20 protein-coding genes are annotated in these 26876 nt (G+C 52.0%); 14 read left to right on the top strand and 6 right to left on the bottom strand.

Features of this window, described 5'->3' with window-relative positions; genetic code table 11:
* The first annotated feature begins 226 nt into the window (after positions 1-226).
* The 5 genes from LIX00_RS17095 to LIX00_RS17115 all read left to right on the top strand — a co-directional run bounded on the left by LIX00_RS17095 (position 227) and on the right by LIX00_RS17115 (position 7912).
* Positions 227-982: a DUF4268 domain-containing protein gene (locus LIX00_RS17095; RefSeq protein ID WP_227355754.1), complete on the top strand. Its 756-nt coding sequence runs from the start codon at positions 227-229 to the stop codon at positions 980-982.
* Between the two features lie 262 nt (positions 983-1244).
* Positions 1245-4061, top strand: a complete 2817-nt coding sequence (locus LIX00_RS17100) for a DUF499 family protein (protein ID WP_227355755.1) — start codon at positions 1245-1247, stop codon at positions 4059-4061.
* A complete protein-coding gene (locus tag LIX00_RS17105) occupies positions 4054-4986 on the top strand; it encodes a PglZ domain-containing protein (RefSeq protein ID WP_227355756.1) in 933 nt (310 codons plus the stop codon). Before LIX00_RS17100 ends, LIX00_RS17105 begins: the two co-directional genes overlap by 8 nt.
* Positions 4987-4988: 2 nt before the next feature.
* Entirely contained in the window at positions 4989-7523 is a 2535-nt protein-coding gene (locus tag LIX00_RS17110) for a DUF1156 domain-containing protein (RefSeq protein WP_227355757.1), read from the top strand.
* Positions 7524-7525: 2 nt separating this feature from the next.
* On the top strand, positions 7526-7912 hold the full coding sequence (locus tag LIX00_RS17115; protein ID WP_227355758.1) for a DUF8076 family protein: 387 nt from the start codon (positions 7526-7528) through the stop codon (positions 7910-7912).
* Between the two features lie 884 nt (positions 7913-8796).
* Here the strand turns inward: LIX00_RS17115 and LIX00_RS17120 are convergent.
* Complete coding sequence (locus tag LIX00_RS17120) at positions 8797-11376, bottom strand: DEAD/DEAH box helicase family protein (RefSeq protein ID WP_227355759.1); 2580 nt, start codon at positions 11374-11376, stop codon at positions 8797-8799.
* A gap of 179 nt (positions 11377-11555) precedes the next feature.
* Here LIX00_RS17120 and tcmP point away from each other — a divergent pair, with 179 nt between their 5' ends.
* From tcmP to LIX00_RS17135, 3 genes are all read left to right on the top strand, one after another.
* Positions 11556-12605, top strand: a complete 1050-nt coding sequence (gene tcmP, locus LIX00_RS17125; protein WP_227355760.1) for a three-Cys-motif partner protein TcmP — start codon at positions 11556-11558, stop codon at positions 12603-12605.
* A 12-nt stretch (positions 12606-12617) separates the two neighbouring features.
* Entirely contained in the window at positions 12618-13895 is a 1278-nt protein-coding gene (locus LIX00_RS17130; RefSeq protein WP_227355761.1) for an SPL family radical SAM protein, read from the top strand.
* A 120-nt stretch (positions 13896-14015) separates the two neighbouring features.
* Positions 14016-15296 (top strand): SPL family radical SAM protein, encoded by a 1281-nt coding sequence (locus tag LIX00_RS17135; RefSeq protein ID WP_438267078.1) that lies wholly within the window; start codon positions 14016-14018, stop codon positions 15294-15296.
* Positions 15297-15441: 145 nt separating this feature from the next.
* Here LIX00_RS17135 and LIX00_RS17140 read toward each other — a convergent pair whose 3' ends face one another.
* Positions 15442-15648: a hypothetical protein gene (locus tag LIX00_RS17140; protein ID WP_227356168.1), complete on the bottom strand. Its 207-nt coding sequence runs from the start codon at positions 15646-15648 to the stop codon at positions 15442-15444.
* A gap of 266 nt (positions 15649-15914) precedes the next feature.
* Between LIX00_RS17140 and LIX00_RS17145 the strand changes: the two genes are divergently transcribed.
* The 4 genes from LIX00_RS17145 to LIX00_RS17160 all read left to right on the top strand — a co-directional run bounded on the left by LIX00_RS17145 (position 15915) and on the right by LIX00_RS17160 (position 18740).
* Positions 15915-16409 carry a hypothetical protein gene (locus LIX00_RS17145; RefSeq protein WP_227355762.1) on the top strand — a complete coding sequence of 165 codons (495 nt, stop codon included), beginning with the start codon at positions 15915-15917 and terminating at the stop codon, positions 16407-16409.
* Positions 16410-16807: 398 nt separating this feature from the next.
* The gene (locus tag LIX00_RS17150) at positions 16808-17245 is read left to right on the top strand and encodes a hypothetical protein (RefSeq protein WP_227355763.1); all 438 of its coding nucleotides are present in this window, start codon (positions 16808-16810) and stop codon (positions 17243-17245) included.
* On the top strand, positions 17242-17574 hold the full coding sequence (locus LIX00_RS17155) for a hypothetical protein (protein WP_227355764.1): 333 nt from the start codon (positions 17242-17244) through the stop codon (positions 17572-17574). The genes LIX00_RS17150 and LIX00_RS17155 overlap by 4 nt, the downstream gene beginning before the upstream one ends.
* A 503-nt stretch (positions 17575-18077) precedes the next feature.
* The gene (locus LIX00_RS17160; protein ID WP_227355765.1) at positions 18078-18740 is read left to right on the top strand and encodes a hypothetical protein; all 663 of its coding nucleotides are present in this window, start codon (positions 18078-18080) and stop codon (positions 18738-18740) included.
* 695 nt (positions 18741-19435) lie between these two features.
* On the opposite strand, the gene LIX00_RS17165 is transcribed toward LIX00_RS17160, so the two are convergent.
* Positions 19436-22174, bottom strand: coding sequence for a PEP/pyruvate-binding domain-containing protein (locus LIX00_RS17165; RefSeq protein WP_227355766.1), 2739 nt, complete (start codon positions 22172-22174; stop codon positions 19436-19438).
* A gap of 189 nt (positions 22175-22363) precedes the next feature.
* On the opposite strand from LIX00_RS17165, the gene LIX00_RS17170 reads away from it, so the two are divergent.
* Together LIX00_RS17170 and LIX00_RS17175 are read left to right on the top strand one after the other, a co-directional pair.
* Positions 22364-23035 (top strand): helix-turn-helix domain-containing protein, encoded by a 672-nt coding sequence (locus tag LIX00_RS17170; protein ID WP_227355767.1) that lies wholly within the window; start codon positions 22364-22366, stop codon positions 23033-23035.
* 195 nt (positions 23036-23230) lie between these two features.
* The gene (locus tag LIX00_RS17175; protein ID WP_227355768.1) at positions 23231-23785 is read left to right on the top strand and encodes a dihydrofolate reductase family protein; all 555 of its coding nucleotides are present in this window, start codon (positions 23231-23233) and stop codon (positions 23783-23785) included.
* 319 nt (positions 23786-24104) lie between these two features.
* Here the strand turns inward: LIX00_RS17175 and LIX00_RS17180 are convergent, their stop codons facing one another.
* The 3 genes from LIX00_RS17180 to LIX00_RS17190 all read right to left on the bottom strand — a co-directional run bounded on the left by LIX00_RS17180 (position 24105) and on the right by LIX00_RS17190 (position 26472).
* Positions 24105-25238: a flavin-containing monooxygenase gene (locus LIX00_RS17180; RefSeq protein ID WP_227355769.1), complete on the bottom strand. Its 1134-nt coding sequence runs from the start codon at positions 25236-25238 to the stop codon at positions 24105-24107.
* Between the two features lie 161 nt (positions 25239-25399).
* Positions 25400-26083 (bottom strand): helix-turn-helix transcriptional regulator, encoded by a 684-nt coding sequence (locus tag LIX00_RS17185; RefSeq protein ID WP_227355770.1) that lies wholly within the window; start codon positions 26081-26083, stop codon positions 25400-25402.
* Positions 26084-26094: 11 nt separating this feature from the next.
* Positions 26095-26472: a DUF7344 domain-containing protein gene (locus LIX00_RS17190; RefSeq protein ID WP_227355771.1), complete on the bottom strand. Its 378-nt coding sequence runs from the start codon at positions 26470-26472 to the stop codon at positions 26095-26097.
* Between the last annotated feature and the right edge of the window lie 404 nt (positions 26473-26876).

Genomic DNA, 26876 nt, shown 5'->3' on the forward strand with positions numbered 1-26876 from the left:
CAATATTTACGTCTAGTCTACAACGATATAGAACATGAATCCATAGGAACTACATCCGGTTGAATATCTCAGTGCGAACACCATCTGGGATCACGAGGAACACGATTTTACACCGTGGATTGTCGAACACATTGACCAACTTGGGAGAACGATCGGAATTGAACTTGACGACGTTGAACGAGAGGACGCTGTCGGAGGATATAGCGCGGACATCACAGGGACGGAAGTGAACACTGATGGGAAGGTTGTCATCGAGAATCAGTTTGGAACTACTGATCATGATCACCTCGGGAAACTCCTCACGTATGCCGCCGGGATCGACGCAGAATTCGTTATTTGGCTTGCAGAGGAATTTCGAGATGAACACCGTTCAGTTCTTGAATGGTTGAACACAGCAGCGCCGGGTGGTGCGATGTTCTTCGGTGTGAAGCCACGAGTGCTGCGTCTGAATGGTGCTGAGCAGTTGGGCTTCGATTTTATGGTCGTCGTCGAACCTAATGATTGGGAACGAAAACTACAGGATTCAGAGTCGTTGAGTATGCGAGAGCAAGCCTACAAGGACTTCTTCTCGGATTTGGCGGATGCATATGCGGACGCAAACCCACGCTGGTATCGAGTCAAAGCACAGCCCCAGGGCTGGTTAGGGTTCGGTGCTGGAGTAAGTGGCTGCACATTTAACTGGGCATTTCATCATGGTCCGGAATTGGCTGTTGAACTCTATATCGACACGAGTGACAAAGAACGGAACGAGGCCATCTACTCCAAACTCAAAGCTGACCAGGATGTCATTGAGTCTGAGTTGGGCAACGTGGTTTGGGAGCAACTTCCAGACAAGCAAGCGTGTCGGATCAAAGTCACTCAGTCAATCGAGGATAACATCGAAGAGTTGAGTGCGATGCAAAAGGAGTCGCTCATTGAGTGGGCTGTTCAGCAAATGAATGCGTTTCGGGCTGTCTTTGAACCTCGACTATCTTCTGTCTGATTTATAAGACTTCCCGCGAGCCACCCACGAAGAAGATGATCTCATCTACCCTGAGTACATCTCGGAATTGTGGCCACGTTGGTGTCGAACTAATATATCAGACAGGGTATTCACATGACTGTAATTTTAACATTATGAATGAGCTAATGAACTAGAGTCTCAATTGTTTTTGAAATACTAACACCACAACATATATGCCAGTATAACGAAATGGGTTGGAATATGCGTTCAATCTTCAGAATCTACTCTAAGGAGGGAATCAATGGCTGAGAGCGTCATCGCAGACTACATCTCCCCAAGCGAGGAGATTCGAGCAGCTGATGGAACCATAGATCCATCTGGTTTACTCGACGAGATTTCGCTCTACAACCTCTATGACGAGCGAGATTCGCCCGAACAGGACGCAGAGCGAATCCTCGAAATCACATACCCGACCGAGACACTCACATCAATCATAAAGAATACCGCTCGCAAGCTCGACGGAGACGTCGACTTCTCAGAGGGCAGTCAGATTGTCGGTGGTGGGTACGGCAGTGGGAAAAGTCACATCGAACTCGTGGTATATCATCTGTTTAACTCTCCCGACCTCGGACAACGTTGGCTTGACCAACGTGGTATCGACGTGGAGCTTCCGAACGAGACGCGGACAGCGGCGCTCCAGATGTTCAACTTGGACAAGAACTACAACCGCTTGTCCGAGGCTGTTGGCGATTACCTTGGTATCGACCAGTGGGCAGAGGGTACGGATCTACCACAGGTTCACGAAATAAGGGACACACTCGAAGATAAGCCAACACTCATCCTCATCGACGAGCTTGAGCGGTGGTTCGGCATGGCCAACCGCGCCGAGTACCAAGACGACAATCTTGCGTTCCTACAGAATTTGCTCGAAGCGGCTGGCCGTGACGATACCCCTCTGAGTGTGTTCGTCTCACTGCTCTACAACGACGAGGAGGTGCAAGCGATTACTCAGCGGACGAACCCATTTACTCACGACCTCTCGTCCCGACGGGATGAAAAAATCGACTTTATCCTCCACCGACTCATCGGGTCTGTCGACGACGCAGACGGCGTCGCCGCTCTAGCGAAAGAGTACACTGACGTCTATCGGCAGAACGACCAGATACAACTCGACGACTACCACGACATGCAGGAGCGGATCGAGCGGTACTACCCGTTCCACCCGCTCTTGCTGAACCTCCTGATGGAGAAGTACTCCGAACAGCGCATCAGTTCGGACGCACGTGGTTTACTCCGGTTCCTCACCGAGATTCTCCGAGATAACTTCTCAGAGGTAGACTTCATCCTCTCCGGAGACGTGGACGTGTTCTCCTACACCGACCGCTTCCAGTATATCGACGGCGAGTTGGTCGGGAAATACGTCAACGACTACCATCGGCTTCAGAAGCCCGACGAGACGTTTGAGGAGTTCCATGAAGAACTTCTCAACATTGTTCTACTCCACAGTCTGGCACGCGCGGGAGAGGAAGGTGCGAACAAGCGCCAGATGTTGATGGGTACGATGCGGAAAGGGGTCAACGCCCATCGAATCATCCAGGTGTTTACTGAGGAGGTCTACGGTCACGCGTGGCACATTCACCGCATTAATGGCGAGTATGCCTTCGACGTAGACGAGAACCCGGCGGCACGAATCGAGAAAAAGGCACAAGATATTCACAAGCACGACGCGATTCATCGCGTCGAGTCGCTCATCCGTGAGGATCTCTTCGGCGGCCACAACAACGTCCACATCATCGACCCGGTCAACACCAAACAGAACATTCCCGACAACAAGGCACTGAAGGTTGTCGTCTCACTCGGCGCGAAGCGGAGTTACGACGAAGACTTCGAGGAACTCACAACAGGGCAGAGCAGGGAGTACAACAACACACTCGTCCTCGTCACACCCGAGAAGCGGTCGAGCGTCGATACGAATACGGGAATCATCGAACTCGCCCGGAAAGTCATCGCTGGGGAACAGCTCAAGCGTGAAGAAGACGTTCTCCCAGAAGGGTTCGACGAAATTCACGACCAGAACTACCAGAGTCTTCGAGACCGCGTGCGCGACAAGTACGGCACAGTCCACACGTCGACAGAGCGCGGTCTGTTCCCCCAAGAACTCCCTACCAGTGGGAACCTCGATTTCTACGCAGCGACCGTTAAAGTTGTCGAACCAGACAGCAGTCAACTTCGTTCGGAGGTCAAGAATGTCGTTAAAGAGGCTGGAGCGAAGGGGATTCAGTATGAACACCTCAAGAATGATTTCTACCGCAACCCGAAGTTCACAACGCTAACCAGTGAAGACGACCTTGAAGACGCCATCGACTCGCTCTGCCGTGATGGCGTCATCGAGGTTGGGAACTATTTCGAGGAACGCATCAGGAGTCTTGGGAGCGACACGAGTCTCGTCCACGAGCAGTATATTGAAGAGGAGGAAGATGACGAGGACGAGTCGACCATCACCATCGACATGTCCGGTTCATCGTCGTCCAATCCATCGCCAAAACCCTCGAAAGCCAGTAACGGTGGTACCACGGCAACGGGGTCGACGACTGAGACCGGGGGCCGCACTATGGATAAGACTCCGACCGCATTCGATTGTCCGCAGTGCGGTGCCGAGTTGGAAGGTTCGGAATGTAGTGAGTGTGGCTTCGAGTTCAGCGCGAGCGACGTTCGAGAAGGCAAGATCTCCGTTGAAGGACTCGATGCGGAGGAAATGCTCGATGTGTTCGGTATCGAGGAAGAGAGCGGGCCGAAGATTCGTCCGCACCCGATTATGGGGACGCTTGATGCCGACAACAAGCCAGACATCATCGACACGCTGGAGCGCGAACTTGGACTGGAGTGGGACATCCACGAAGCAGAGATTACCGTGAATGGAACGCTAACCGCGGACGAACTCTCAGAGTACGGTATCAATGTGAGTGCCCTTGACCAGAGCGTCTCGCTCGAAGAGACGTTCACTATCAGGCCTGACGATCCAATGAACAAGCAATCGTTCCTCGGTCTCGTGATGGATTTGAACGTCCCAGAACACGCTTCCCTCTCAGTCAAGCTGAAGGTGAACAAAGGTGACTGACGGACTCTACGGACGGTCGGAGTTCGATGCTCTCCTGACCGAGGAGAGCATCTTCGATGGCGTCTTCGAGTGCCTCCGACGAATCTGGGGTGAGGAGGATGCACTCGGTGAGCGCGAACTCGGAGGGTCGGAATATCAGACTCGGCTCCTCGAACGCGAACTCGCCAAGCTGTACCCACCACTCTACGACGAGCTAGCCGAGCAGATGGGTGACCACCCCATCACGTCGCTTGAAGAGGGTTGTGGCGTCATCATGGACGCTCTCAGTCTCCGCGAGGGATTTCGCCTCGAACGTGAGTTCGCGGATGAACACGGCTGGGACGTGTCGCTCACGTGGGCACCTATCGAACGCCTCCCGAGTGAGACGCAGTTCGTCTGCCAAGAATGGTTCGACGCACACAGCCCGTCGGCGGTCAACCGCGACGACTACCGTTACATCGGCGATCTCGACGTACCACAGCTTCCAGGTACGTCGCCGGAGTACGTTTGGACACGACACCCAGATAAGAGACTCGAAGCAGCGCTTCAGGGTAATTACTCGACCGAAGAGATAGAAGACATCTACGAGGATGTGAAGGGTCTTCTCGAGAACATCGTTTACGAGAGCGTCCACACAGAGTTCCTCGTGACGAGCGACCACGGGTACGTGAACCACCTCGGCACTTCTCCATACACGCTTTCGGACGAGTTGGAAGAATCGCTGAAGGGCAAGTTTAGTAGTCGGTTCACCGAAGTTTCCAACAGCCAAGCGTTCCAGCTACTTGAGCGTGCGAACATTATTAAACGAATAGATAACCACTACGTCGTACGCGGCCACCACAAGTGGACGAAGCGAGGCGCGGCGAAGAAAATCATGCACGGTGGGTTCAGTCTCCCTGAGTGTATGACTCCGGTACTGCGTATCAACACGACTGGAGGAAACTGAAAATGGAAACATGGGATAAACTTCCGCTAAACCATATGGATGACCTAGCTGAGCGCGAGAAATACAGAGTGGACGTATACCGACCCATCTACTCCTTGCACAAGTGGTGGGCACGACGACCAGGTTCTACTTTTCGTATCCTTGGATTAGCCGCTCTCACGGACGATAGCACAACTAAGGACGATATTCTCCGGATGAACCAATCGGAGACTCGGTACGAAGGGATGTACCTCCAGTCTCAAGAAAACAAATTCAGCGACAAAACCGTTCTTGACCCCTTCGCAGGCGGCGGAACTACTCTGTTTGAACTCAACCGTTTGGGAGCCCAGACCATTGGGTATGAACTAAACCCAGTCGCTTGGTGGGTAAACAAGAAAAATATTGACGAGGTCGATACTACTGAACTCCAGGCATCGGCTGAGAAACTCCTTAAGAGTGTACAAAAAGAACTCGGCTCTCTCTATAAGACCACAGACCCGCGGACTGGAAGAGAATCAGAGATTTTGTATTCGTTCCAAACTCAGGTGTTGCCTTGCCTGACTTGTGGCGAGAAAGTGCAGTTGCTCAAAAACCGTATCCTTAGAAAGAAGGGCAAGACACAATCTGCGTTCATTTGTTGCCCGAATCCAGACTGTGACGACCGCGTTCACGAACTGAACCAAGAGATACCAGATCAATTCGAATGTTCGGCATGTGGAACCGAATTTGATCCCAGCGATGGAAACACTACTCGCGCGAAGTATACCTGTAGCAATGGCCACAAGCACGACATTAAAGAGACTCTGAATCGGCAGAACTCGAAGCCAGAATTTGAGTACTACGCGATTCAGTACGTTACCCCACAGGGAGAGAGACGGTTCAAAAGCTTTGATGACGAAGACCGGAAGAAGGCAGAGAAGGCGTCAAAGCAACTTGAACAGAAATTCGACCAGCTACCGATTCCGACCCAAAAAATTCCGTCTGGTGATAAGACTTCCCGTCTTACTGCTAGAAACTACGAAAGGTATCACGAGTTATTCTCGGATAGGCACTTACTCACCTATGGTACTCTGTTTAACAGAGCTAGAGAAGTGGAAAACGACAATATCGGAGAATTCCTAGTTACTGGAATATCACACGCTCTCAAACGAGGAAGCCTGCTTATTAGATGGGATTTCAGCGACAACAAAGGAAGCAGTGTCTTTCCTCGCCAGTCCTATATTCCTCGGGCACAACCGGTTGAAGGGAATCCACTCAATAGTGACGGAAATATTGTTGCTGTCGAGAATTTCTTAATAAACGTAGTTGAAGCCAAGGAGTACTGTGAACGACCATTCGAAAAAATGAAAGAGAATGGAAAAGTCGTCCCACACTACGTACAGAACGAATCTGTAAGTCAAAGCCGTAGGCGTCAATTGGAATGCAAAACGTCCGAGAGGTTGAACTTAGACGACGAAAGCGTTGATTTCGTCATCACAGACCCGCCATACTACGACAACGTACAGTATAGCGAATTGGCGGGATACTTCTACTCTTGGCTACACCAAGTTCTGGGCGACGAGTATGACGAATTTGCACCAGAACATGTTCCAACTGCACGAGAAATCGTGGCGAACTCTCGTACGGGAAAAGGAGAGGACTTCTTCATTGAGAGCCTCACGAATGTATTCAAGGAGAGCCACCGAGTTTTGAAAGAAGATGGTGAACTGATGTTCACATACCATCACAATGAGAATGAGGCTTGGGGAGTCATCCTCCAAGCTCTCGTTGATAGCGGATTTACGATTACGGGAGCTTATCCAGTGCAATCGGAGATGCCAAGTAGTATGACTATCTCCTCATTGGAGAACGCAGAGTATGATATTCTGATATTCGCTAACAAAGACGAAGCAGAAGACGAAATTACACTATCTGAGCTTCAACAGAACCTCTTCTTCGAACTACAGGATATTGTCAACGAGGAGCAAGAGCGGCATCAAAATCTATCACAAGCAGACCTTGGCGTCGTACTGCGCGGCAAGTGCTTGTACTACTACTCCAAGCACTATCCTGAAGTCTACTCCGACGGAGAGAAAGTCGGTGTAGAAGAAGTATTGGAAACCGTTGACGGCATTATTGAGCAGGTCATAGAAGGGTCGACAAATCTACCAAAGGATTTAGACTCAATTACGAGAGCCTATGCCGCGTTCATACGCCGCGCTCCAGAAGATGCCAATTCGCTACAGAAGCACTTACTGGCCAAGAATCTGAACGTAGATGACTTGGAAGATGAGAGGTTGGTAAAGGGAGGCCGCAAGGACAAACAGCCCATCTCCGCAGATGAGAGAATTACACATATCGAAAAGAAGCTAAATGGGAATGGAATAGGGGCAGTGGAGTTGCTGGACATCGACAAAATACAGTACCTTTACCATCTCTACAAGACTGACCAAAATACGGCAGAGTACCTGAAGGAGTGGAAAAACGATGACCTCCAAGAACTCGCCGAGTTCCTGTCCGAGGTGACCGGCGACGAGCGCTACGAAAACGTGATGGAGATGAGCCTCAGCCAATTCTAATCATGCTTCGACCAGGATACAACCTTGTGACGGAATCGGTGGCTGAGACCGAAAACGAGCTGGCAGCGTTGGAGTTTTTCAGGCGGGTCGCTGCCGACGAGAACGTGGAGACACCAGTCTCGGTTACGGGACTCGACGACCTGCTATACGATGCTGCAGAAGACGAACGGGAGTTGATTCTCGGCGATCTTCGGCAAACGCTTCGAAAGAGCCGGTCGTTCGGGCCGATGGATGCTGTGCAATTTATCCTCGATGGTCGGTTCGTCGACGATCTAGAGTTCCGCGTCCGAATCGAACGGAGTGGGGATGGAGTTTATCTCGATATCGGCCAGATGTTCGTTGAGGAACCCCAACCGATGAGTGGAACTCACGCAGTCGCTCGGAAGTAATTTTCACGGGATATCTCGACATTCTGGCCACAGACGCTCCTCAACAACGATCTGGACGACGATATCATCTTGATGGTCTGGTACCGTTTTAACGAAGATGGGTTCATCCTAATCGGGGGGGAACGTACTGAAACGGCGTAGTCCAAAGTCAGAACCCATGACGCCTACGTAAGCGAGTCTTAAGCCTACCACTGTAAGCCTGGCTCGACAACCTTCGCTCATCAACTGATTGCTTCGTTCAGAATAAGTGAGTTACTAATTATGGGATGGCACAATGAAGTATTGCTCTTGTGTAGGAGATTGTTGATTCAGGTGCGGTCGATTGAGTTGGAGTGCTAATCGGCGTTCTAAGTGCCCCCTAAAACTGAGTTATTATACACCACTCGCAACGACAAATCGAAAGACAGCGGTTCATCAGCAATGTGCTACACAAGAGCGTACTACAATTATCATATGCACATGAACCTAATTCAGTGGCTTACACTCACGTCTGGGCGTACTTCAGCGAGATCGGCTCGCTGAGTGTCATCAGTGAAAGACCAGACAGTCAACGATCAGAATAAACTCATCGAATTGATTCGAGCCAAGACTGGAACATTACCGCCCTTAAACTCAAAGAATATGAAAGCGGATTCGCAGGCGAAGTCATTGACGCAGAAATCGACCTTACCGTTGAAATTGACTACCAGAACGATGAAGACGACCAGAATCCCAACCGGATCAAGTAGGCAAGAGGAGCTACCCTCTATTATCTCATAGGTACTATCATTAAAGTAATGATTATAGATGGTAACCCTTTTGTCGTAGAACTAGATTTTAACCGATCCACTCTCGGTCATCGTAGCGCCATCAGTGGGAAAATCGCCGGAGTTTACTCAACATACTCACCGATCAACTAAGTCTCGCAAATCTTGTGAATCAACCTCTCCACCGCCCTGCTTAAGCAGAGGGTTTAGTGAAATTGCGTCAATAGGTACGTCATCTATACTTTTTGCACCAGCGTCAACCTCATACAAGATTTTACACTGTTCCGCAAGAATATCAGCAAATGCAAGTGCAGATTGGTGTGTTATAAATGACACACTTCGTTGTTTAGATTTTCTAGGTACCTCCCTCTCCCAACCTTTTCTCGATGTAGCCAATAAAACCACATTTGCGTCTATTTTTTCTGCATTCTCTCTTGCTTGGATAATATGGTCGACCTTCAATTCGGATGCTTTGTTGCGGTTATTATTATCCCAACCTTTGATCTCAACAGCTAAAGTGAGTACTTCATCGGACGAGATATCCCAGGACACACTTGCATCATTATCTTTCAATTCACGTCTTGGTGTGTTTGTCCCTAGCAGTTCAAAAGCATCGATATATGAATCTAAGAGGTCTTCATGATCTGCTGATGTTAGTCTACTTCTCCAATACGTTTTCCAAGCATCTATGTTACTCCTCTTTTCCTCTTCTGGGATTTCATCATGATGCTCTTCAGACCAATAACCAAACTGAGTGACAGATTGTTTCTTCAACTCAATGTGTATGATTTCCTCACTTGGTTCAACATCATTTTCTGTCACATTTGTCCGCATTTGCCTGAATGCGTTCACTAAAGACCCGCTAGGAGGATTACGTTGTAGAGCCCGATCTATGGCAGATTCAATTGACCTACCCATGATTTTATTGGCGCTTTCTTCCTCGGCTATTGAGTAACAGAGAGCCTGAAAGTCAAAGAACGATGCATGTGCCATATAATCTCCTTCTTCCGCATCCCTAGCAGATGACGCGAATTTTCTCGCTGCTTCTGAGAAGTTCCCACGGGATGCTAGCAAGTTTGCCTCAATCAAGTCTTCAGCGATAGGATTGAAATCATCAATTCTGCTATCCAATAGTCGACCACGAACACGCTCTTGGCGGTCAACATATTGGTCTCGAACGCTGTCATCTCCATCTAAGAATGATGCAAGTTCATCCAGTAATCCTTCTTCAACAGGAAGTGAATATTCTCTTTTTATCCCTCTCTGCCCAATCAAGAGATCCAAAAGTACAGCCGGATCAAGAGATTTTGAAAATACCGATCCTCTGGAGATCGGTAATTTATCCGCAAGCAGAAGATGTACACTTCTATCGTCAGGATTTCTGTTTAATCTCCCCAATAATTGAGAAAGACGAACCGCCAAACTCGCATCTGCTACTGTACCCGATTTTTGGAGGTCACCTGCAATGACTTCATGCCCAGAGGTGGAATATGGTAAATCTAGATGAATTCCCACCCGACAAATAGAGGGATGAATGTCAATACCAGAGGGCCGGTTCACCAAAACAAGTATACGGGGTTCCGGTAATTCTTTAAGATCATCTATACTCTGATCTCCTTGATACCTAATAACACTGATATCATCAATCATTTTGGATGATACCGCTGCGTATGTACTTTCGGACGAAGTCGAAACAAGGACTGAGCCGAATTTCTTCGCCCACTGTTTAATTATATTAACCTGAGCCTCCGAAGGTGGAGAATAGGATCCAAGATCGGGATACGAAATCGCAATTCTGGAACCCATCTCTGGGGGCTGGTCGTCCAGTTCAACCTGTGTAAGTGGATCTGAAAGACCAAGTCTTTCTCGTAAGAACTCTACTGACTCCTTCGTCGAGGTCATCAACAGAATCTCATTCTCACTCATTTTCCGATGAGGAGCAGCTCCAAATGACTCAAAGGGAGGGATAAATGGTCTCCAGCAAATCGAGTTGTGAGTAATAATGCATGGCCAGTATACGAACTCAGGAGAGGCGCTGAGACGCTCATCTAGGAAGTACCTAGACCAACCTGTACCCTGACTTAGAGCACGGACGGCTTTTTTTATTGTCTCTGCCGCCTCCTCTGATGAAGGAGGTGGCATTAAAACCGCCTTCCCACCTCGATGGATAGGTTTCTCTATACCTTCTATCTGATCCTGTAGTCGAGGATTGTGATCTTTAATCAGATTCCGTATTTTCTTGAATTTCCGCCCCCAATCGTGTCTTGTGAGTTCAATAGACGAATAAGAAAGCTCCTGACCGACAAGGGCATGAGCATCATCAATTATTAGAGCATTAGCTCTATGTACCCCGCTACCTAGAAAGTATCCGTTATAAGAGAATACACCGACATGAAACCCGATATCATAATCTTCAATATCAATTTCTCTTTGATTTGAACCACCCTCGTAAGCTTTTTCACTACTGCTTCCAGGAATGTGTCTAGCTTCGATATTTACTTTGTTTGCCTCCCTAAGTACCTGCTCAGCGTGGGCATCAGATTTCACAATATATGCGACAGAATCTCCCTCATCCATTTTCTCTTGTGCAAATTTCAACGCTACTCGTGTTTTACCACTCCCCGTTGGCATTACCAAAGATTTGTGCTGGGACTCAGTATCCTGGATTGATGATAAAGCGTTCACCTGGTATGGTCGAAGGTTCGGATAATTTCCCATGACGACTCCATAAAAACACTATCATGAAATAATACTATTCATTATGGGCACAAACCTGAGTTACGTCCATCTATGTTAAATAGAGCCGGGGGAGTTCGAATAATGTTCGGGGCATTAAGTGCTGATAACACTTCCAAGCAAAAAGGTTATGTCACCACCAAATAATCTATAAACAAGTAATGTCGAACGGCGAGAGACAATGGATTCAAGAACGAGTCGATAGTCTCACTGGAGATGGTCCCGCACGACTCAAAGAAATTCATCCAGAAGTCTGTAACTCGTTTGGTCCGTGGTCTGCACTAAAACTAATCCTCCATTCGGCCACGGTCAACATGTACACAAAAGTGATGTCAGGTGAGAATAGTCCATTCGATGAATTCTACTATGTAGATGCTCTCGCCGGGACGGGATTATCCGAATATGAAAACGGCGACTGTTTTCTCGGATCACCAATTCTCGCGTCAAAATCCGCTGCAGAACCTTTTAAAAAGATGTACTTCATTGAGGGCGACACCAATAACGCAGAGGCCCTGGAAGCCCGACTGGAATTAGCTTTCAATGACTCATACTTTGACGTGCAGGAGCCAGAGGACTGGGAAGTCCTACCCGGTGACACAAACGAACGCATTGACGACGTAGTAACCGACATCTGGCGACAACGGTCACCGGGAGCGAAATTCCACACACTCACTTTCGTGGACAATCAGGCAATGGACTTCGACTGGGTCTCCATGGAAAAGATGGCCGAGTTGAGCACCGACTTCCTCGTAACGTACCAGGGCGCACAAGCGGTCGGGATGAACATCAACATCGAAGCTACTCACAGAGGCAAACTGAAGGACCACTTCGGACGAAACCTGTGGGATCACGGATTGGAAACCCGAGAGGACTATAAGCAAACGTACATCAAACAAATGCGGAGCCTCTTCAACTCTGACTCTATTCAGATCCCGACCAAAATATACAGTGGGCGGAAAAGCTACGACTACGATGTCGTCTATGGAACCAGAGAAACCAAGAACGGAAGCGGCTACGTTGATGCCGTAAAGTACGTTAAAGAGTTCGTTGAGAACTTCGATGGTCGGGATGTCGAGGACATGATCGAAGTAATAAATGGAAATCAATCGGTTATGGAGGATTTCCTTCCGAAGAACGCCGAGATCGATGAGTCTCTCCTTGGCGGAAACAACAAAGACGAAGACCAGCGTAGTTTAACTGACTGGTGCTAAAACACTCAAAGTATGAGACTCCAACAGGAATCGAACGGAAGCCACTATCTCCTCTCCGGTGAAGCCCAAGACAATCTAGGTTCATCGCCAACTCTCGATACTTTACGGGAAGCGGACCGAAAACACGGTGATCCATTGGACCGCCTCGACATACTCGATGCGAACCTGAACTGTTCCAAATGCGGATCAGAACTCACCGAACGGTTCAGTGCGGCAATGAACGGGCAGCTCCTCTGCTGGCAATGCGCGATGAGTGATACAGCAGACACAACCAATGAAATCACTCGAACGACGGATTCTGCGAAAGTAGTCCTCAGTAAGTCAAATCTATTTCATAAAAGTCTGTGTGACTATGTGATCAACGTTGCTACCGGCTGTACGCATGGATGCAAGTTCTGTTACGTTCCGTCCACACCCGGAGTCTCCGCCCGTGGCGATATGTTGGGCGAACGCGCAGATGTCGAAGATGTTCAGCGTGACTGGGGAGGTTACTTGCTCTACCGCGACGACCTTCCAGAGCGTCTTGGACGGAAGTTAGAACGAAAACGAAAGTGGAAGTGGACCGAACGCGGTCAAGGCGTCGTCATGCTCTCTAGCGGTACTGACTGTTATCAGGACCGGCGAACTGCACAAATCACACGCGGCTGCGTTGCTGAACTCGTTGAACACCGAATCCCCGTTCGAATCCTTACGAGAAGCCCAGCAGTATGCCGAGATATTGACCTCTATCAGAGAGCAACCGAGCTGACCGACGATGGCATGTTAGTTCGCGTAGGTTCGTCGATACCATGTCTTGAAGAAGAACAAGTGCGGGCCATCGAACCCCGTGCACCAGTACCATCTGCCAGGCTCAATGCCCTACAAAAACTGAGTGATGCTGGTGTACCGGTATACGTCTCAATGTCTCCTACGTATCCGACTCAGGATCGAGATGACTTCGAATCGCTCATACAGAAATTCGCCCAGTTAGATCCGGAGGTCGTATTTCATGAGCCAATAAATCCTCGTGGTGCAAATTTTGATATGACGGTCGAAGCAGCACGGGAAGCAGGAGAGACTGAGTTAGCGAACGAATTAGCAAAACTCCGTGACCGGGAATATTGGGTTGACTATTCATTGAAACAAATGAGGTGGGCAGAAGAGTTGGGAGATGAGTATGGCGTAAACGTCCATATCTGGCCTGACAAACAAGTCATAACGTCTGTTGACTCAGAAACGGAGACAGAACTTCGAAACCAGCGAAAACGTCCATCTGGCGAGATAATCCCAGATGTTCCGCTCCCAACCTAAATCACTTTCACTCCACTTACCTGATCTATTTGGGGTTGAGGTTTGTATCTCTGGGTAAGTGCACTTATGCGTCTCACTTGGGAGCAAACGGGAGGCTGGTTCGACCGCGAGTTCTCTCTGGTGGACGAGAAAGAAAATACCGTTGAGTCTCTCGGAAGTAACCCTTCTCTTATTACACTACGTAACGCCGAACAGGAATACGGGGAACGAATCGATCTTTGGCAGGCTGGTCTCCTTTGCTCAGATTGTGGAAACGAAATCAATGGTCGGTTCGGCTCAACACCGAGTGGAGATTTGCTCTGTTGGGAATGTGCAATCGATGCACAGAGTGACGAAGAGAACCAACTAACCGTCAATACGGATCCGACAAAAGCAACCATCAGCGAATCACACCTCCACGAAAAGAGCCTGTGTGATTACGTGGTTAACGTCGCGACCGGCTGCAGACACGGATGCAAATTCTGTTATGTTCCATCCACACCCGGAGTCTCCGCCCGTGGCGATATGTTGGACGAACGCGCAGAAGTTGAAGATGTTCAGCGTGACTGGGGAAGTTACTTGCTCTACCGCGACGACCTTCCAGAGCGTCTCCACACCGAACTCGAAACCAAGGACTACTGGAAACATACGGAAGGAGGACGAGGAGTAGTGATGCTATCGTCTGGTACAGACTGCTATCAAGACCGACGAGCAGCTCAAATCACACGTGGTTGCATCGCGGAACTCGCCCAACACGGTCGGCCAGTCCGGATTCTCACTCGGAGTCCTGCAGTCGTCCGCGACATCGATCTTTTCAAAGAATACAAAGACCTGATTACGGTTGGTTCTTCAATCCCATCACTGGATGATGACCTGGTTCGTACAATGGAGCCGAACGCTCCACCACCCTCTGCTCGATGGGAAACGTTAGACCGACTTAGAAAGGAAGGAGTTCGTCGTTTCGTATCGATGTCCCCAACCTATCCAACGATGGGAGAGGACGAGTTCTGGAACGTTTTAACCTTCCTCAAAGCTTTAGACCCAGAGGTTATCTTTCATGAACCTATCAATCCACGTGGAGAGAACTTCCAAATGTGCCTCCGAGCAGCCAAGGAAGCTGGCCGTGATGCACTTGCCGACGAACTGGAAAAGCTCACAAATCATCAGAACTGGATAGAATATGCAATCGAACAGATCGACCTAGTTCAGCGGCTCGCAGACGAGATTGGAGGGCTTCAAATCCATTCATGGCCGGATAGAGAGCTCATTCAGTCGACAACCGGTGAGCTCCGATTCAAACTTAATGACATGAAGGACTCTGTGTCACCGGAACAATTTGGTGAGGAGCCAGTAGAAGAGTCAGAATCGCAATGTAGCCTCGTCGAGGATCCCAAGAATATCCGGTCACAGATTCGTAGTTGATTGCCAGTGACATAGGTCCGTTCGAAAGTGTTTGAGTGGTGTGAAAATTCAGAACAAGATTAAATTGCACAAACTTATCTCTATGAATATCTATTGCAGTTGCACCTCCGAGGGGAATTCGTTTTCTGCTCAGATATTCAAAGAACTACTCATTTGAATTTTCACAGACGATTTCCCGTAACTCGGCGAGTAGCATGTCGCTGTGTTCATCAAGCACCTCAACATCACGAGTGAGTTCTTCTTTCAGACGGCGACGGACACGCGAGGTTGCCTGATATTTCCGCTCTGAACCGTGTTCACCAGCTATCTGTTCTCGTTCGGTAGCCGTCAGTAGAGCACGTTGCTTAGCCACATTCCATGATTCAACGTTTACCATTACAATATTTCCTAAGTCATCGACATACTAAGCAGTTAGGATATTTCCTAACGTTAGGAAATATCCTAACATTTAATACAATAGGAGAGGTAGCGTTAGCTGAGAAGCGCGGGATGCCTTCGCAGAAAGGCCGGTGTTGGGACACCGACCGCGCTTCTGAGCTACAGAAGCATGACTAGCAATACCCCTTCCGTAGAAAAACGCATCGACTATCAATCACTCTTCTCCGGAGGACTGTACTAATGGCGTCCTTCGACGAGAAACCCAACGGCGGACTGCTCTCACTCGAGGCCCAATTCGGTACAAAAACCTTCCACCCAGTCAAACGCCTCGAACCCACTCCCGACACCGCCGCACAGGACCCCGACCAACCCACACCCGACACTGACGAGCCGATCACCCGCGTGTACCTCGTCGAACTCCGCGTGGGCTTTCAAACCCGAACCAAGACCACCAGCCAAGACCCCTACCTGTACTGCATCTACGCCACGCCGAACTGCCAACGTTTCTTCGAACGGCGCTGCCCGATCGACTACGGCGAGCAAGGCTTCCAGATTCCCGAGGACACCGAGACCTACCGTTCGGTCGCCACCACAAAAACGGGCAACCCGAACCTCCCCTCCACACCACCTGGCGAAACCCAAGCGGAAACCCGCGCACACTATCAGCACATCCTCGCACGGTGCTACGACATCGACGCCACCACCCACACCACCACAACCGAGGTGCGCGCGTAAATGCACCCCACTGAACGCCCTCGCCGACCAGCGCTAGCTGTCGGCAGGCTAGTAGATCACGACGGATGCACATTCAGCCGCCGGAATATGTTATTTCAAATTAATGGTGTTGTGTGCGTTAAATTAATTACCCCTCACTTTCTGGGTGGGACTGTATGGTATGACATCCATTTGACCCACCGGGCCTCCTCGTCAATCCTAAGACGAGAGCATGACCTGGTGTCCTCCAGTACCGTATGGAAGCACCCACCCAAAATCACCTGGTTCCATCCCATGAAACATACAACCCGGAACCCCACCCCAAGACGTCACTCCAGCTGCTGCGACCGCGCCACCGACCATAACACCGCCCGGACCATAATCCAGCACATCTACCGGCACGATCGGAGGTGGTGCTGATGGGCGACCATAACTGCAACACGCCCCCCGCCACGACTACCTCCGACGACCATTCGTGGTCACCAGACGAGGAGATCACCACCGACGAGATCGAAGCGGCGTTCGACCGATGTCCCCATTGCGGCACGTACATCGTTCGGTGCAACGGCTCACACTCCTGCATACCAGCCGAATACCAGCCCCATTCAGATGAGTCGGAACGTCGCCGTCGCATCGAGGCTAACCCCTTCCCCGACGACGATCCAGTGCTCATCCTCGACCAGCCGACGAGCAGGGCCTACGCCTACCACGAACCAAACAACGAGGACAAACCGCTCTGTTCGACCCGAACCGACAACTCGTTCGTCACCCTCGCACGAGCGGATGCACACGACCAACTCCAAGCGCCCTGCCAGCGCTGTGAACGCATTCGCCAGAATCGGGAGGCCGACCAATGACCGACCGAGAAACGGTTCTCGCGCTTGAATGCGCTGACCCAATCCAAATCCACACCCAAAAACGCACTCTGACGGGCATCATCTATCAGTGTGAGCACCGCGAGCCCGAACTTTCCTGTCGTGGACCAGAACCCGGTGAGCACGTCCTGTACGTTGCGACGCCCTGCCATGACCTCTATCGGCTGCAGTACAGCTACTACGACGAACTCGACCACACCGAGGCCAAACTCGATCGGTACGGCCGAACACCAGATGGTCGATATTCCTGGCTCCGCACGGGTGCGCGTGTCGAGTGTATCACCAATCCAAAGGGAGGTGAGCAAGCGTGACGACCAACCAGCGTCCGATCGTTCCCCAGCCATTGAATCCGCGCGACACCGAGGCACTCACTACTCGTCTCTCGCCCGGTGACCGTGTTCGGATCACGACGACCGAGTTGCCACAGACGATTCTCACAGTGAGAGAGACGCACCCGCCGACAAGTTACGTCCCACACCTCGTACTGACGGCTCCGCCGATCACCACAACGGCACAGGACACTAGCCAGCAATCCACCTACCACTGCACTGCCAGCCCGTCTGATTCGCCCATGACGGTCATCGAGTACACCCACACTGCTACAGACACGACCGCCCGCTGTATCGGGACGCTCACCACAATTGTGCACTTTCCGCGTCTCTCAACGCCAACTGACGACACCGCAGTCAAATCAGAGGTGTCTGCCAATGAGTAACACCACTACTTCCGGAGCGTCCAGTGGTAGAATCATACCGACATCATCGGTTCGTATCTCTAGGGAGTCCGCTCGGCCGCTTAATGGAGGCGTCTTCTAATGGCGGTTAGTGACTATAACGAGTCACTCGATCACGATATCCTTGCAACCGTTGTTGCCGACTTGGTCGATGAGAAAGTCGAAGAGCGAATCAACTCCGAACTCCAACACTACAAGAAGCAACTTGCACAAGCGGAACAGGAACGGGACGAGCTGCACGAGAAAGTCCAGGGAATGCCATCGAACAGCACGTTCCGCTACACGTTCGCGAAGATGGCAGCTGAACTCTCGGGAGAAGCAGTGGAGGATTACTCGAAAGAACCCCACGAACACATGAGCAAGTTCGCCTCTGTTCGCGACGAGATTAACGAGCTCTATCGAACTGTCGAAACGCACAAAGCAACGCTCCAGGATGTTGGGCACGGCAAAGCAGACGGGAAGGAGGATGCGTGGAACCGAACTGTCGAAGCCGCCAACAACCTTCACGGGACATCAGGTGAGAACACGGTCAGTGTCGATGGCCGGTACGACGTCGTCCTGTTCGCGAGCAACATCCAGCAAGCGACTGGGTTCAGTGAGCGATACTGTCTCGATCTCATTGAGGACTTTGGTGAGAAACACGGTGTGACGTGGAAGGCTTACGAACCACCCTCGGAGCAGAATAACGGGAACGCCCGACGCAAGCGGCTCTATATCGATCTCGACGTGTGGGACGACGACTGACGATTCGATCCAACCCGTAACGGTCAGCACGAGGGTTCGACTCCCTCGGCGGGTCATTGCCCGACTTGGTGCGATGAGCAACCTTCCCGGAAGACCGGGAGGGGGGTGAACTCGTTCACCTGCTGAGCTACACACGGCAGGTGGGTGAACTGGTTCATCACCCCGATCGGGTCTCACCCGCCACGAACACAGCCGAAGAAATCACGATCACGGCTGGCGGTTGAGCACCTCCGGTGGACGGAGGTGAGAAAGACAACTCGACTACTTGGGAGTAAACTTGTTATTGCGGAGTTTATGCGGTAGAAGGCTGCTCTTCACCGTGTACTGGAGAACCGGGTTCCACCCGGTAGGGGGTGATGAACGAGTTCACCACCCCCATGTGACAAATCAGTCCGGCTTGTTTACGAGCTGACCACGATTGTCCCAATCATCGTGGTTATACTCCGTATTCTTCGCCTAAGACGGGCACATTCCCGTCCATTGTTTCTCGCCAATAGATAGCCGAAGAAACCCAACCCAGCGACAAACACGACGACCAACCAGATACGCTGAGGATTCAACTCGAACAACACTCTAGCTCTTCGTCAGGCAGTAGAAAAAGGACGAAAATAAGCGCAGCAAACCGAAGCGAAGCCATGACCTCGTCACGGCTGACTCGCTCCAATAATCCACTACGACTCATACTCACCATTGATTCAGACGCGATCTTCGGTCGACGCCGAGTGGTCAGGTCGATCAATGAGTTCGACAGTGCCCCCCTTCCCATCGACGCGAATCCGCTCACCTGTTTGAATTTTTGACGTCGCATCCGATACCGATGCAACAGCTGGGATACCGTACTCCCGAGCGACAAGTGCCCCATGCGTCATCCGACCACCGACTTCCATCACGAGTCCTCCTGCATTCAGAAAGAGCGGCGTCCACCCCGGGTCCGTTGATGGGGCGACGAGTATTTCATCTGTTTCGAGACTAGCTTCCGATGGATCATGGACCACCCGTGCCGTCCCTTCGACAACACCTGATGACACAGGTGTTCCGGTTAACGTATCCCTCTCCGTTTCTTGATTCTGTGTGCCAGTTGGGTATTCGCCTTCACTTGTAAGCAAGGGGGGTGCAGTCAATGCTGCATAGCGATCGTGCGTTCGTCGCCGTGATTCAATGTCAGCGTTGAGGGGTTCACCATTCAATGCAGCAAGGACCTCATTGCGACGGAGGAACCAGACGTCATCTGGTTGTTCGATCTGTCCGTTTTCAGCTAGCGTCTTACCCGCCTCCGACAGGATTTCATGAACGGTCGCAAAGACGTACGCCATCGCATGCTTGGGGAATTCTCGGATCGAAATAGCTTTTCGATAGTTCTCGATCAAGCGACCGACGAACCATTTTCGAACGGGACCAAGGAGACCATGGTTAGCCTGGGATTTGAGGTGGTTCGTGGCTTCTGACGCACGACGTTCAAGATCGTGTAGGTGTTCGCGGTGCTTCCCGCCTGATCCTTCTTTCGCGTTGCTATAGACCGTTCGAAGAAGTACTGATGGATCGTCACGCCATCGTGACCGGCTCAAATCGATCTCACCGGTAGCGCGGTGACCAAACCGGTCAATGAATAACTCAAATGCGTCCGCGAATGCATCGCCATCCTTTGCCATCCTGATCTCACTGATCGATGCGCCCGATTCGAGCGCATCCAGGACTTCGGGAGAATCTCGTGCCAAATCAGCTAACTCCCCAAGCTCCTGGTTCATCCGTGTCACCAGCTCGTCCTTGAATCCTTTCCCGATAGCATCAAGCTCATCATCAGCATCTGGAAACATTCTTCGAAGCAGTCGTCCCGCAATGATGCCAGGGAGGAACGCTCCACCTCTCGGTGCGATCTCTTGCAAGAAGATGACCAAATTAACGTGGTCGAAGGCAGCCTGAACCCGATCTCGCGTCGTCTGTGGTGACTGAATCAGACTCGCGTGTTCCTCGCCCCATGATTGACTCCAGTTCCACAGTACATCGAGGTTTGGAAGACCAAAGATGAGTGAGTGTGAGAGCTGTGATAGGATTCGCGGTACGACCGAACGAATCGGTTCATTCCCTCGTCGAATCATCTGTGCGCTGATGAGCAAACTCTCTCTCCGTCCGCGTTGTGGAATATCATTCTCCCGTTCCGTGAGAAGTTCCTGGAGACCCGTTGCTGCTGGTTCACTTATCTTCGATAACGCACCAGGAAGTCGCTGACGAATCGGTCCAATTCGAAGCAGTGGTGTCAGATCAGCATATGCACGGTTACCTGCTTCTGCCGAGACTCCGCCGTTCTCCGGATTCCGGAAGCGCATGGCGGCGTCATCAAGGAACGACCGCCAGAAATCCACGACGAGCGGTGGGAGCGCCTCTGCCATCGCCTGCTGGTGGCCGATACTCAAATAGACGTGCAGATACTCGTCATCCGGACGCGGTGACGGAAGCGGATACAGCGAAGTAATCGGCCGGGATTGGAGCATGACGAACTTTCCGTCAACAAATGCCCACTCGATATCCTGAGGAACACCCAATAACTCTTCAATCTGCATTCCCAGTTCGATGAGCGTGTGCAACTGTGCATCCGTCAATACGCGACTCGCTTGCTCGTCCGGAGAAACGGCAATAGTTTCTGTTCCATCAGTCTCGTCTGTGCGTGAGCGGATAGCGTATGCCTTTTCACCAACATCATAGTCCAGCACGCCACCAGTCCGCTTATCCACGCGAGCATTATCTGGTGACACGTCACCGGCCACGACTGCGTCGCCGAGTCCAAAACTCGCATCAACTGACGCGATATGACGATTTCCAGAGACGGGATCAGCAGTGAAGAGGACACCCGCGGCCTTCGGTTCGACCATTTCCTGCACGACGACTGCCATTCCCACCTTTGAATGTGGGATACCGTTTCGCAGTCGATAGGTCACCGCGCGATCCGTGAAAAGGCTCGCCATACAGTCTCGAACTCGGTCAATGACTGCTGTCTTGCTATGGACTGCAAGGAACGTTTCGTGCTGTCCCGCAAACGACGCCGTCGGGAGGTCCTCTGCGGTCGCACTCGATCGTACAGCAACCGAATCAGCGCCAATATCGTTCAATGCGTCTTCCATCGCCAGTCGGACGGTATCGGGGAATTCCGTGTTTCTAATCCGTTCTCGTACTGTGGCGCTGATTTCTCCGATTTGTTCAGTATCTGTTGAGTCAAGGTTTTCTAGTGAGGTGATCACCTCGCGTGTTTCTGCAGCAGCCACCAGTGTTTGATACGCGGCTGTTGTCACGCAGAATCCTGCAGGAACAGTAAAACCTGCATCAACAAGCTGGGCAAGGTTGGAACCTTTTCCTCCGGTTATGGATATCTCAGTTGCTGTTTTGTCGGTGAGTGAGAGGGTGTATCCAACCCTGTCTGGATCAATCTGGATGTCGCTCATGTTCAAAATATCCGGTTTTGAGGAAATCTAGCTTCTAAAACAACCTTGATAGCGCCTCTGGGTTCGTTCCTTCCTAGGTTAACCCAGATCAATCCAGTAGTCATCACTTGAAATCGGAGGTCGATATAGTAAGCTCTTCTCACGAGTATACTCGCTCTATTTAAGTACCTCCACGTTAGCCTATGCAATATGAAATACATTCGAGTAATCGGCGAACCGGATCCCAAATATGCGCCTGAGCTTTTTCACGTAATGGCAGGATCGTCATTTGTAACTGAAACCCGACTTTTTGATCTGAATATTTCTCCTCAAGGCAGACCAACTCTCCTTTTCGAAGTGGATGGTAACATCGATCAGGTACGTGACGTACTTGGCAGAGTAAACGGTCTACAGACAGTTGAAGCAGCACCGATAACAGACGGTAGATTCAATCTTCTCGTCACGCTTGATCCTGCAGAAATACCCCTGTTTCAGGATTTGTTCGGCGCACTTACTCTGGAAGGAATGATCGTGGCTAAACCAGTGATCTACCGCAATAAACAGGTTCACGCACGTATTGTCGGAAGTACATCGGCCCTTCAGTCAGCAATTGGTCGGTTCCCCTCAGAAGTGGATCTCAAAATCGATTCAATAGGTGAATTTAATCAGAGTCGTGAGACGCCTCTGTCAACGCTCAGTGACAGGCAACGAGAAGCGGTGCTGACTGCATTCAATATTGGATACTACGATCATCCCCGGAAGGCGACCCACGAAGAGATCGCTGCTCAGCTTGGATGTGCCCCTAATACTGTTTCAGATCATCTCCAAAAAGCTGAGAAGAAAATCATGGCTGAACTTCTTGAATTGGAATTTGAGCGATAATACGTACGACATATAGAGAGGATGCATGCAGCAGAGTGTTATCTACAGGTGAAATAGACCTAGTTCACATAGCGGCGGTCCTATCCGGGAGCGTGGCTGCCTTCGAGCAGGTGCGCAACGTAGATACATACCGTCTGATCAGGTTCCGGCCCTTTTGTCGCCAGATTGAATAGACGCGACGATCAAGAGGATTCCATGGCCAACCTCATCTACTTCATCAACTCATCACTCGACGGCTACATCGCCGACGAGAACGGCACCTTCGACTGGACAGAGCCATCTGAGGACGCGCATGCCTTCTTCAACGACTTCCAACGATCGGTCGACACCTCCCTTATCGGCCGTCGCATGTATGAGACGATGAGGGTATGGGACACCTTTCTCCTTGACGACCTCTCCGAGGTAGAACGCGAGTTCGCTGAGGCGTGGCGGGATACCGACAAAGTCGTCTACTCAACCACCCTGGACACCGTGCCGGAACCGCGAACCCGCCTGGAGCAGACGTTCGACCCCGAAGTGGTACAGGTCATGAAAGATCAAGCCGACCGCGACCTGTCCATCGGTGGCCCCGGTCTCGCTGCGGAGGCCATCCGGGCAGGTCTGGTTGACCGGTATGTACTGCGCTTGGTCCCGACGATCGTCGGTGGGGGAACCCGAGCCCTCCCCGACGCAACGCGGGTCGACCTCGCTCTCAACACGACACGTCGTTTCGACGACGGCTCCGTCCTAGTCGACTACAGCCTCCGATGACCAAACCGACCCCAAAACAGGCAGCGGGATAGTCCACCAGTCAGATCAACGGAAACGGATCACCTTCACCTGTAAACTACGCGGGTCTGTCTACCGGCCAATCCGCGAACTTCGGCCGTGCAAGATACGCGTCCTGTATTCAGCACATTCGGAACAAACTGTCGATACGCCGTCAAGAGTGGCATGCTGACTACAAAGGGTGTATCAGGCACCCCGGGGGATCTGGCTCCAAGGTAAGATGAGTAATACCGTGTGAGATGACGACGTTCGCGAGACTGGTCTTTCTTTGACTCGGGGCGAACGCCGAACTCGATTACGACTATTGTTGGAGTCCGTCCACCGATCCGGTGTAGCTCGGACGAGGCTGCTGCTGCCGCGGCCGCGACGTGAGGTGGTCGACGACGTACTCCGCGTCCCGGCCGACGCCGGTGAACAGCCCCGACGTCATCGCATAGAGGAAGGACAGGCCGACGAAGTACAAGCCAGGCGCGTCCGGGACGATGCCGCGCATATGGACGGGCTCCTTGGGCTGTTCTTTCCCGTCGAAGATTGGGAGGTCGATCCACGAGAAGTCGGGCTGGAAGCCGGTACACCAAATGACGTTCTCGACGTCGAGGACATCGTCGTCTCCGACGACGGGGCGGCCGTCGCGGACGCCGGTCGTTCGAGGCGTCCGCTCAACGCCGGCCGCGGCCAAGTCCGCCGGTTTAGTCCGGACCAACTGGATGCCCTGGGACAGCATCTCCGGGCGCTTCCGGCGCCCGATGGGCGTCCCCGTCGTGAGGATCCGGTGAAAGAGTACACGCATCACGAACGGCACCCCCAAGTGACGGCCGAACCACGAGTCTATGTGGAACGGCACGTGGCCGACGTCCCGGCCCGACAGCCACGTCTCGTGTCCGTTGGCGACGTCGAGGGCAATCTCAGCACCGGAGTTGCCCGCTCCGACGACGAGCACGTCCCCGTCCTGGAGCTGCTCGGGGTTGCGGTAGTCGCTCGTGTGTAGCTGGACGATGTCGTCGGAGAGCTCCGCCGCGAAATCCGGGACCTTCGGAACCTGGTAGCTCGCCATCGCCACCACGACGTTGTCTGCCTCGAACCGCCGGTCGCCGGCGCTCACTAGAAAGCCTTCATCGTTCCGTTCCAGCCCGTCGACGCGGACGCCGAGCTCGACGGGCAAGTCGAACCGCTCGGCGTAGGTCTCCAGGTAATCGGCCACCTCGTCCTTCGCGGGGAAGGCGTGCAGTGAGCCCGGAAAGTCCATCCCCGGCAGGCTCGAGTAGCGGGCTGGCGTAAACACACGGAGGGAGTCCCAGCGGGCCCGCCATGCCTCGCCGATCCGGTCGCTCGCGTCGAGGATGACGAAGTCCTGGTCGTGCTGTTGTAGATAGTATCCGGTCACCAGTCCGGCCTGGCCTCCACCGATGACGACGGTCTCGTGTCGTTGGGTCATGTTCTCGTTCCTCGGTGAGTGTTGGCGCCGAACGATCGTCATGATATCTCGTGCAGGATTTCACGGCGTGAAAACCGCGAGTTCGGTCGACGCGTGGCCGCGACAGTGAGCACTGCTCGGCCGGTTCGCCGCGCCAACATCGGCGATCGTCACAGGTGACGTTACGACGGCGTGCGGGACTCGAAGGCGGCGGGGTCTACCGGGGTTGCCTCCGCACGGACCTGCTCGAAGACCGAGGTGGCCCAGTCGCGGGCTTCCGGGGCGTCGGTGTCGATGACCGCCACGAGCGCCCCAGTCTCGACGTCATGGCAACAGATGCCGGCCCGGTCGTCCACGATGCCGAGGCCGCAGCGGTCGCCGTCGGGGAGGTGGTCGTGGACGAGGATGGTCGCGTTCTCGCAGGCCGCGACCTCCATGATGCGTTCCGGGTTCCAGGCGAACGTCCCCTCCAAGACCTCGGGTGTGAACACGTACTCGAACGCCATTCCCTCGAGGGCCGCACCGCAGGCCGTCTCGAGGTTGGTCGACTTGAAGACGATGTTGTCGAACCCGCGCAACGACCCTGTCGACGCGATGAGCTGGCCGAGACGCTCGACGGGCTCGTAGGGGTACCCGGGCCCGGGGTAGGAAACTACCGCGTCGGCGAAGAGGTCGACGGAGAAGCCCGGCATCTCGACCGGCAGCCACTGCCAGACGTCACGGAGCTTCTCCTCGATCTCCATCGCGTCCCGGAGCGCCAGGAACCGGTCGGCGACGTACTCGCCGTCTTCGATTGGGATCCAATACTTGCTATGGATGAATTGGTTATAATATACTTCCAAGTTGTGGAAGGATCCAAAAACCATTTCCGATCGAGTTATGGCCGTTCTATAATCTTGGCGACCGAGAGAATGGCGTCGAACTTTGGCGGTGCTTCGGTGAGTTCCACCGTCCCTGCCTCAGAATCGTACCTGATGTACTCTGCTTCGGAGACTTTTGGCAAATCAGTGTGCAGGAGCTCAACTTCGATTCGATCGAATTTTTCCTCGGGGATGGATACTGATGCCTGGTCCGTTTCCCACTCAGCAACCTGCTCTGTGACCTCATCAACGGTGACCGGCCCCTCTTGTTGTTCAAGATAGTACAGTGCGTACCGTCGCCGTCGTTTGCCGAGGAGGTCAAAGACTCGATCTAACGATACCATCGTATCCTCTAGCTCACCCAAAATGATAACGATTATGTCACGGATGCTCACTGGATGAAGTCACCACCTCTGATGCGTATCGCGGCAATTGGAACTCATAGAGTGTAAGAACTTGACTGAGAAGCCCGTTTTCACCACAAGCCTTGGCAGTTAAAGCCGGTTAGTGATGCGACTAAACCGCATACCAAACAAACATGATGACGGAACAGTTGGGTTTGACTGGTAAGTAAGGCGAGTAAGGAGTAAGGCGCGGGACAAGAACTCATCCACCTTTCTCTGGCGTGGTCACACGTTCGCGCCAGTATCCGCGCCTCGTACGTAATATTGCTCTTCATAGTATATAGATTTTGGTCCCACCACGTGGGAAAATTGTCGCCCAGACAACGCCTCCTTGGTAGTGCTAGTAGAACTAGGAAGATGTAGAACAACGCACTACTGCACCAACTCAGTATCCT

It is taken from the genome of Haladaptatus salinisoli, assembly GCF_020614375.1.
Taxonomy (GTDB): Archaea; Halobacteriota; Halobacteria; order Halobacteriales; family Haladaptataceae; genus Haladaptatus; species Haladaptatus salinisoli.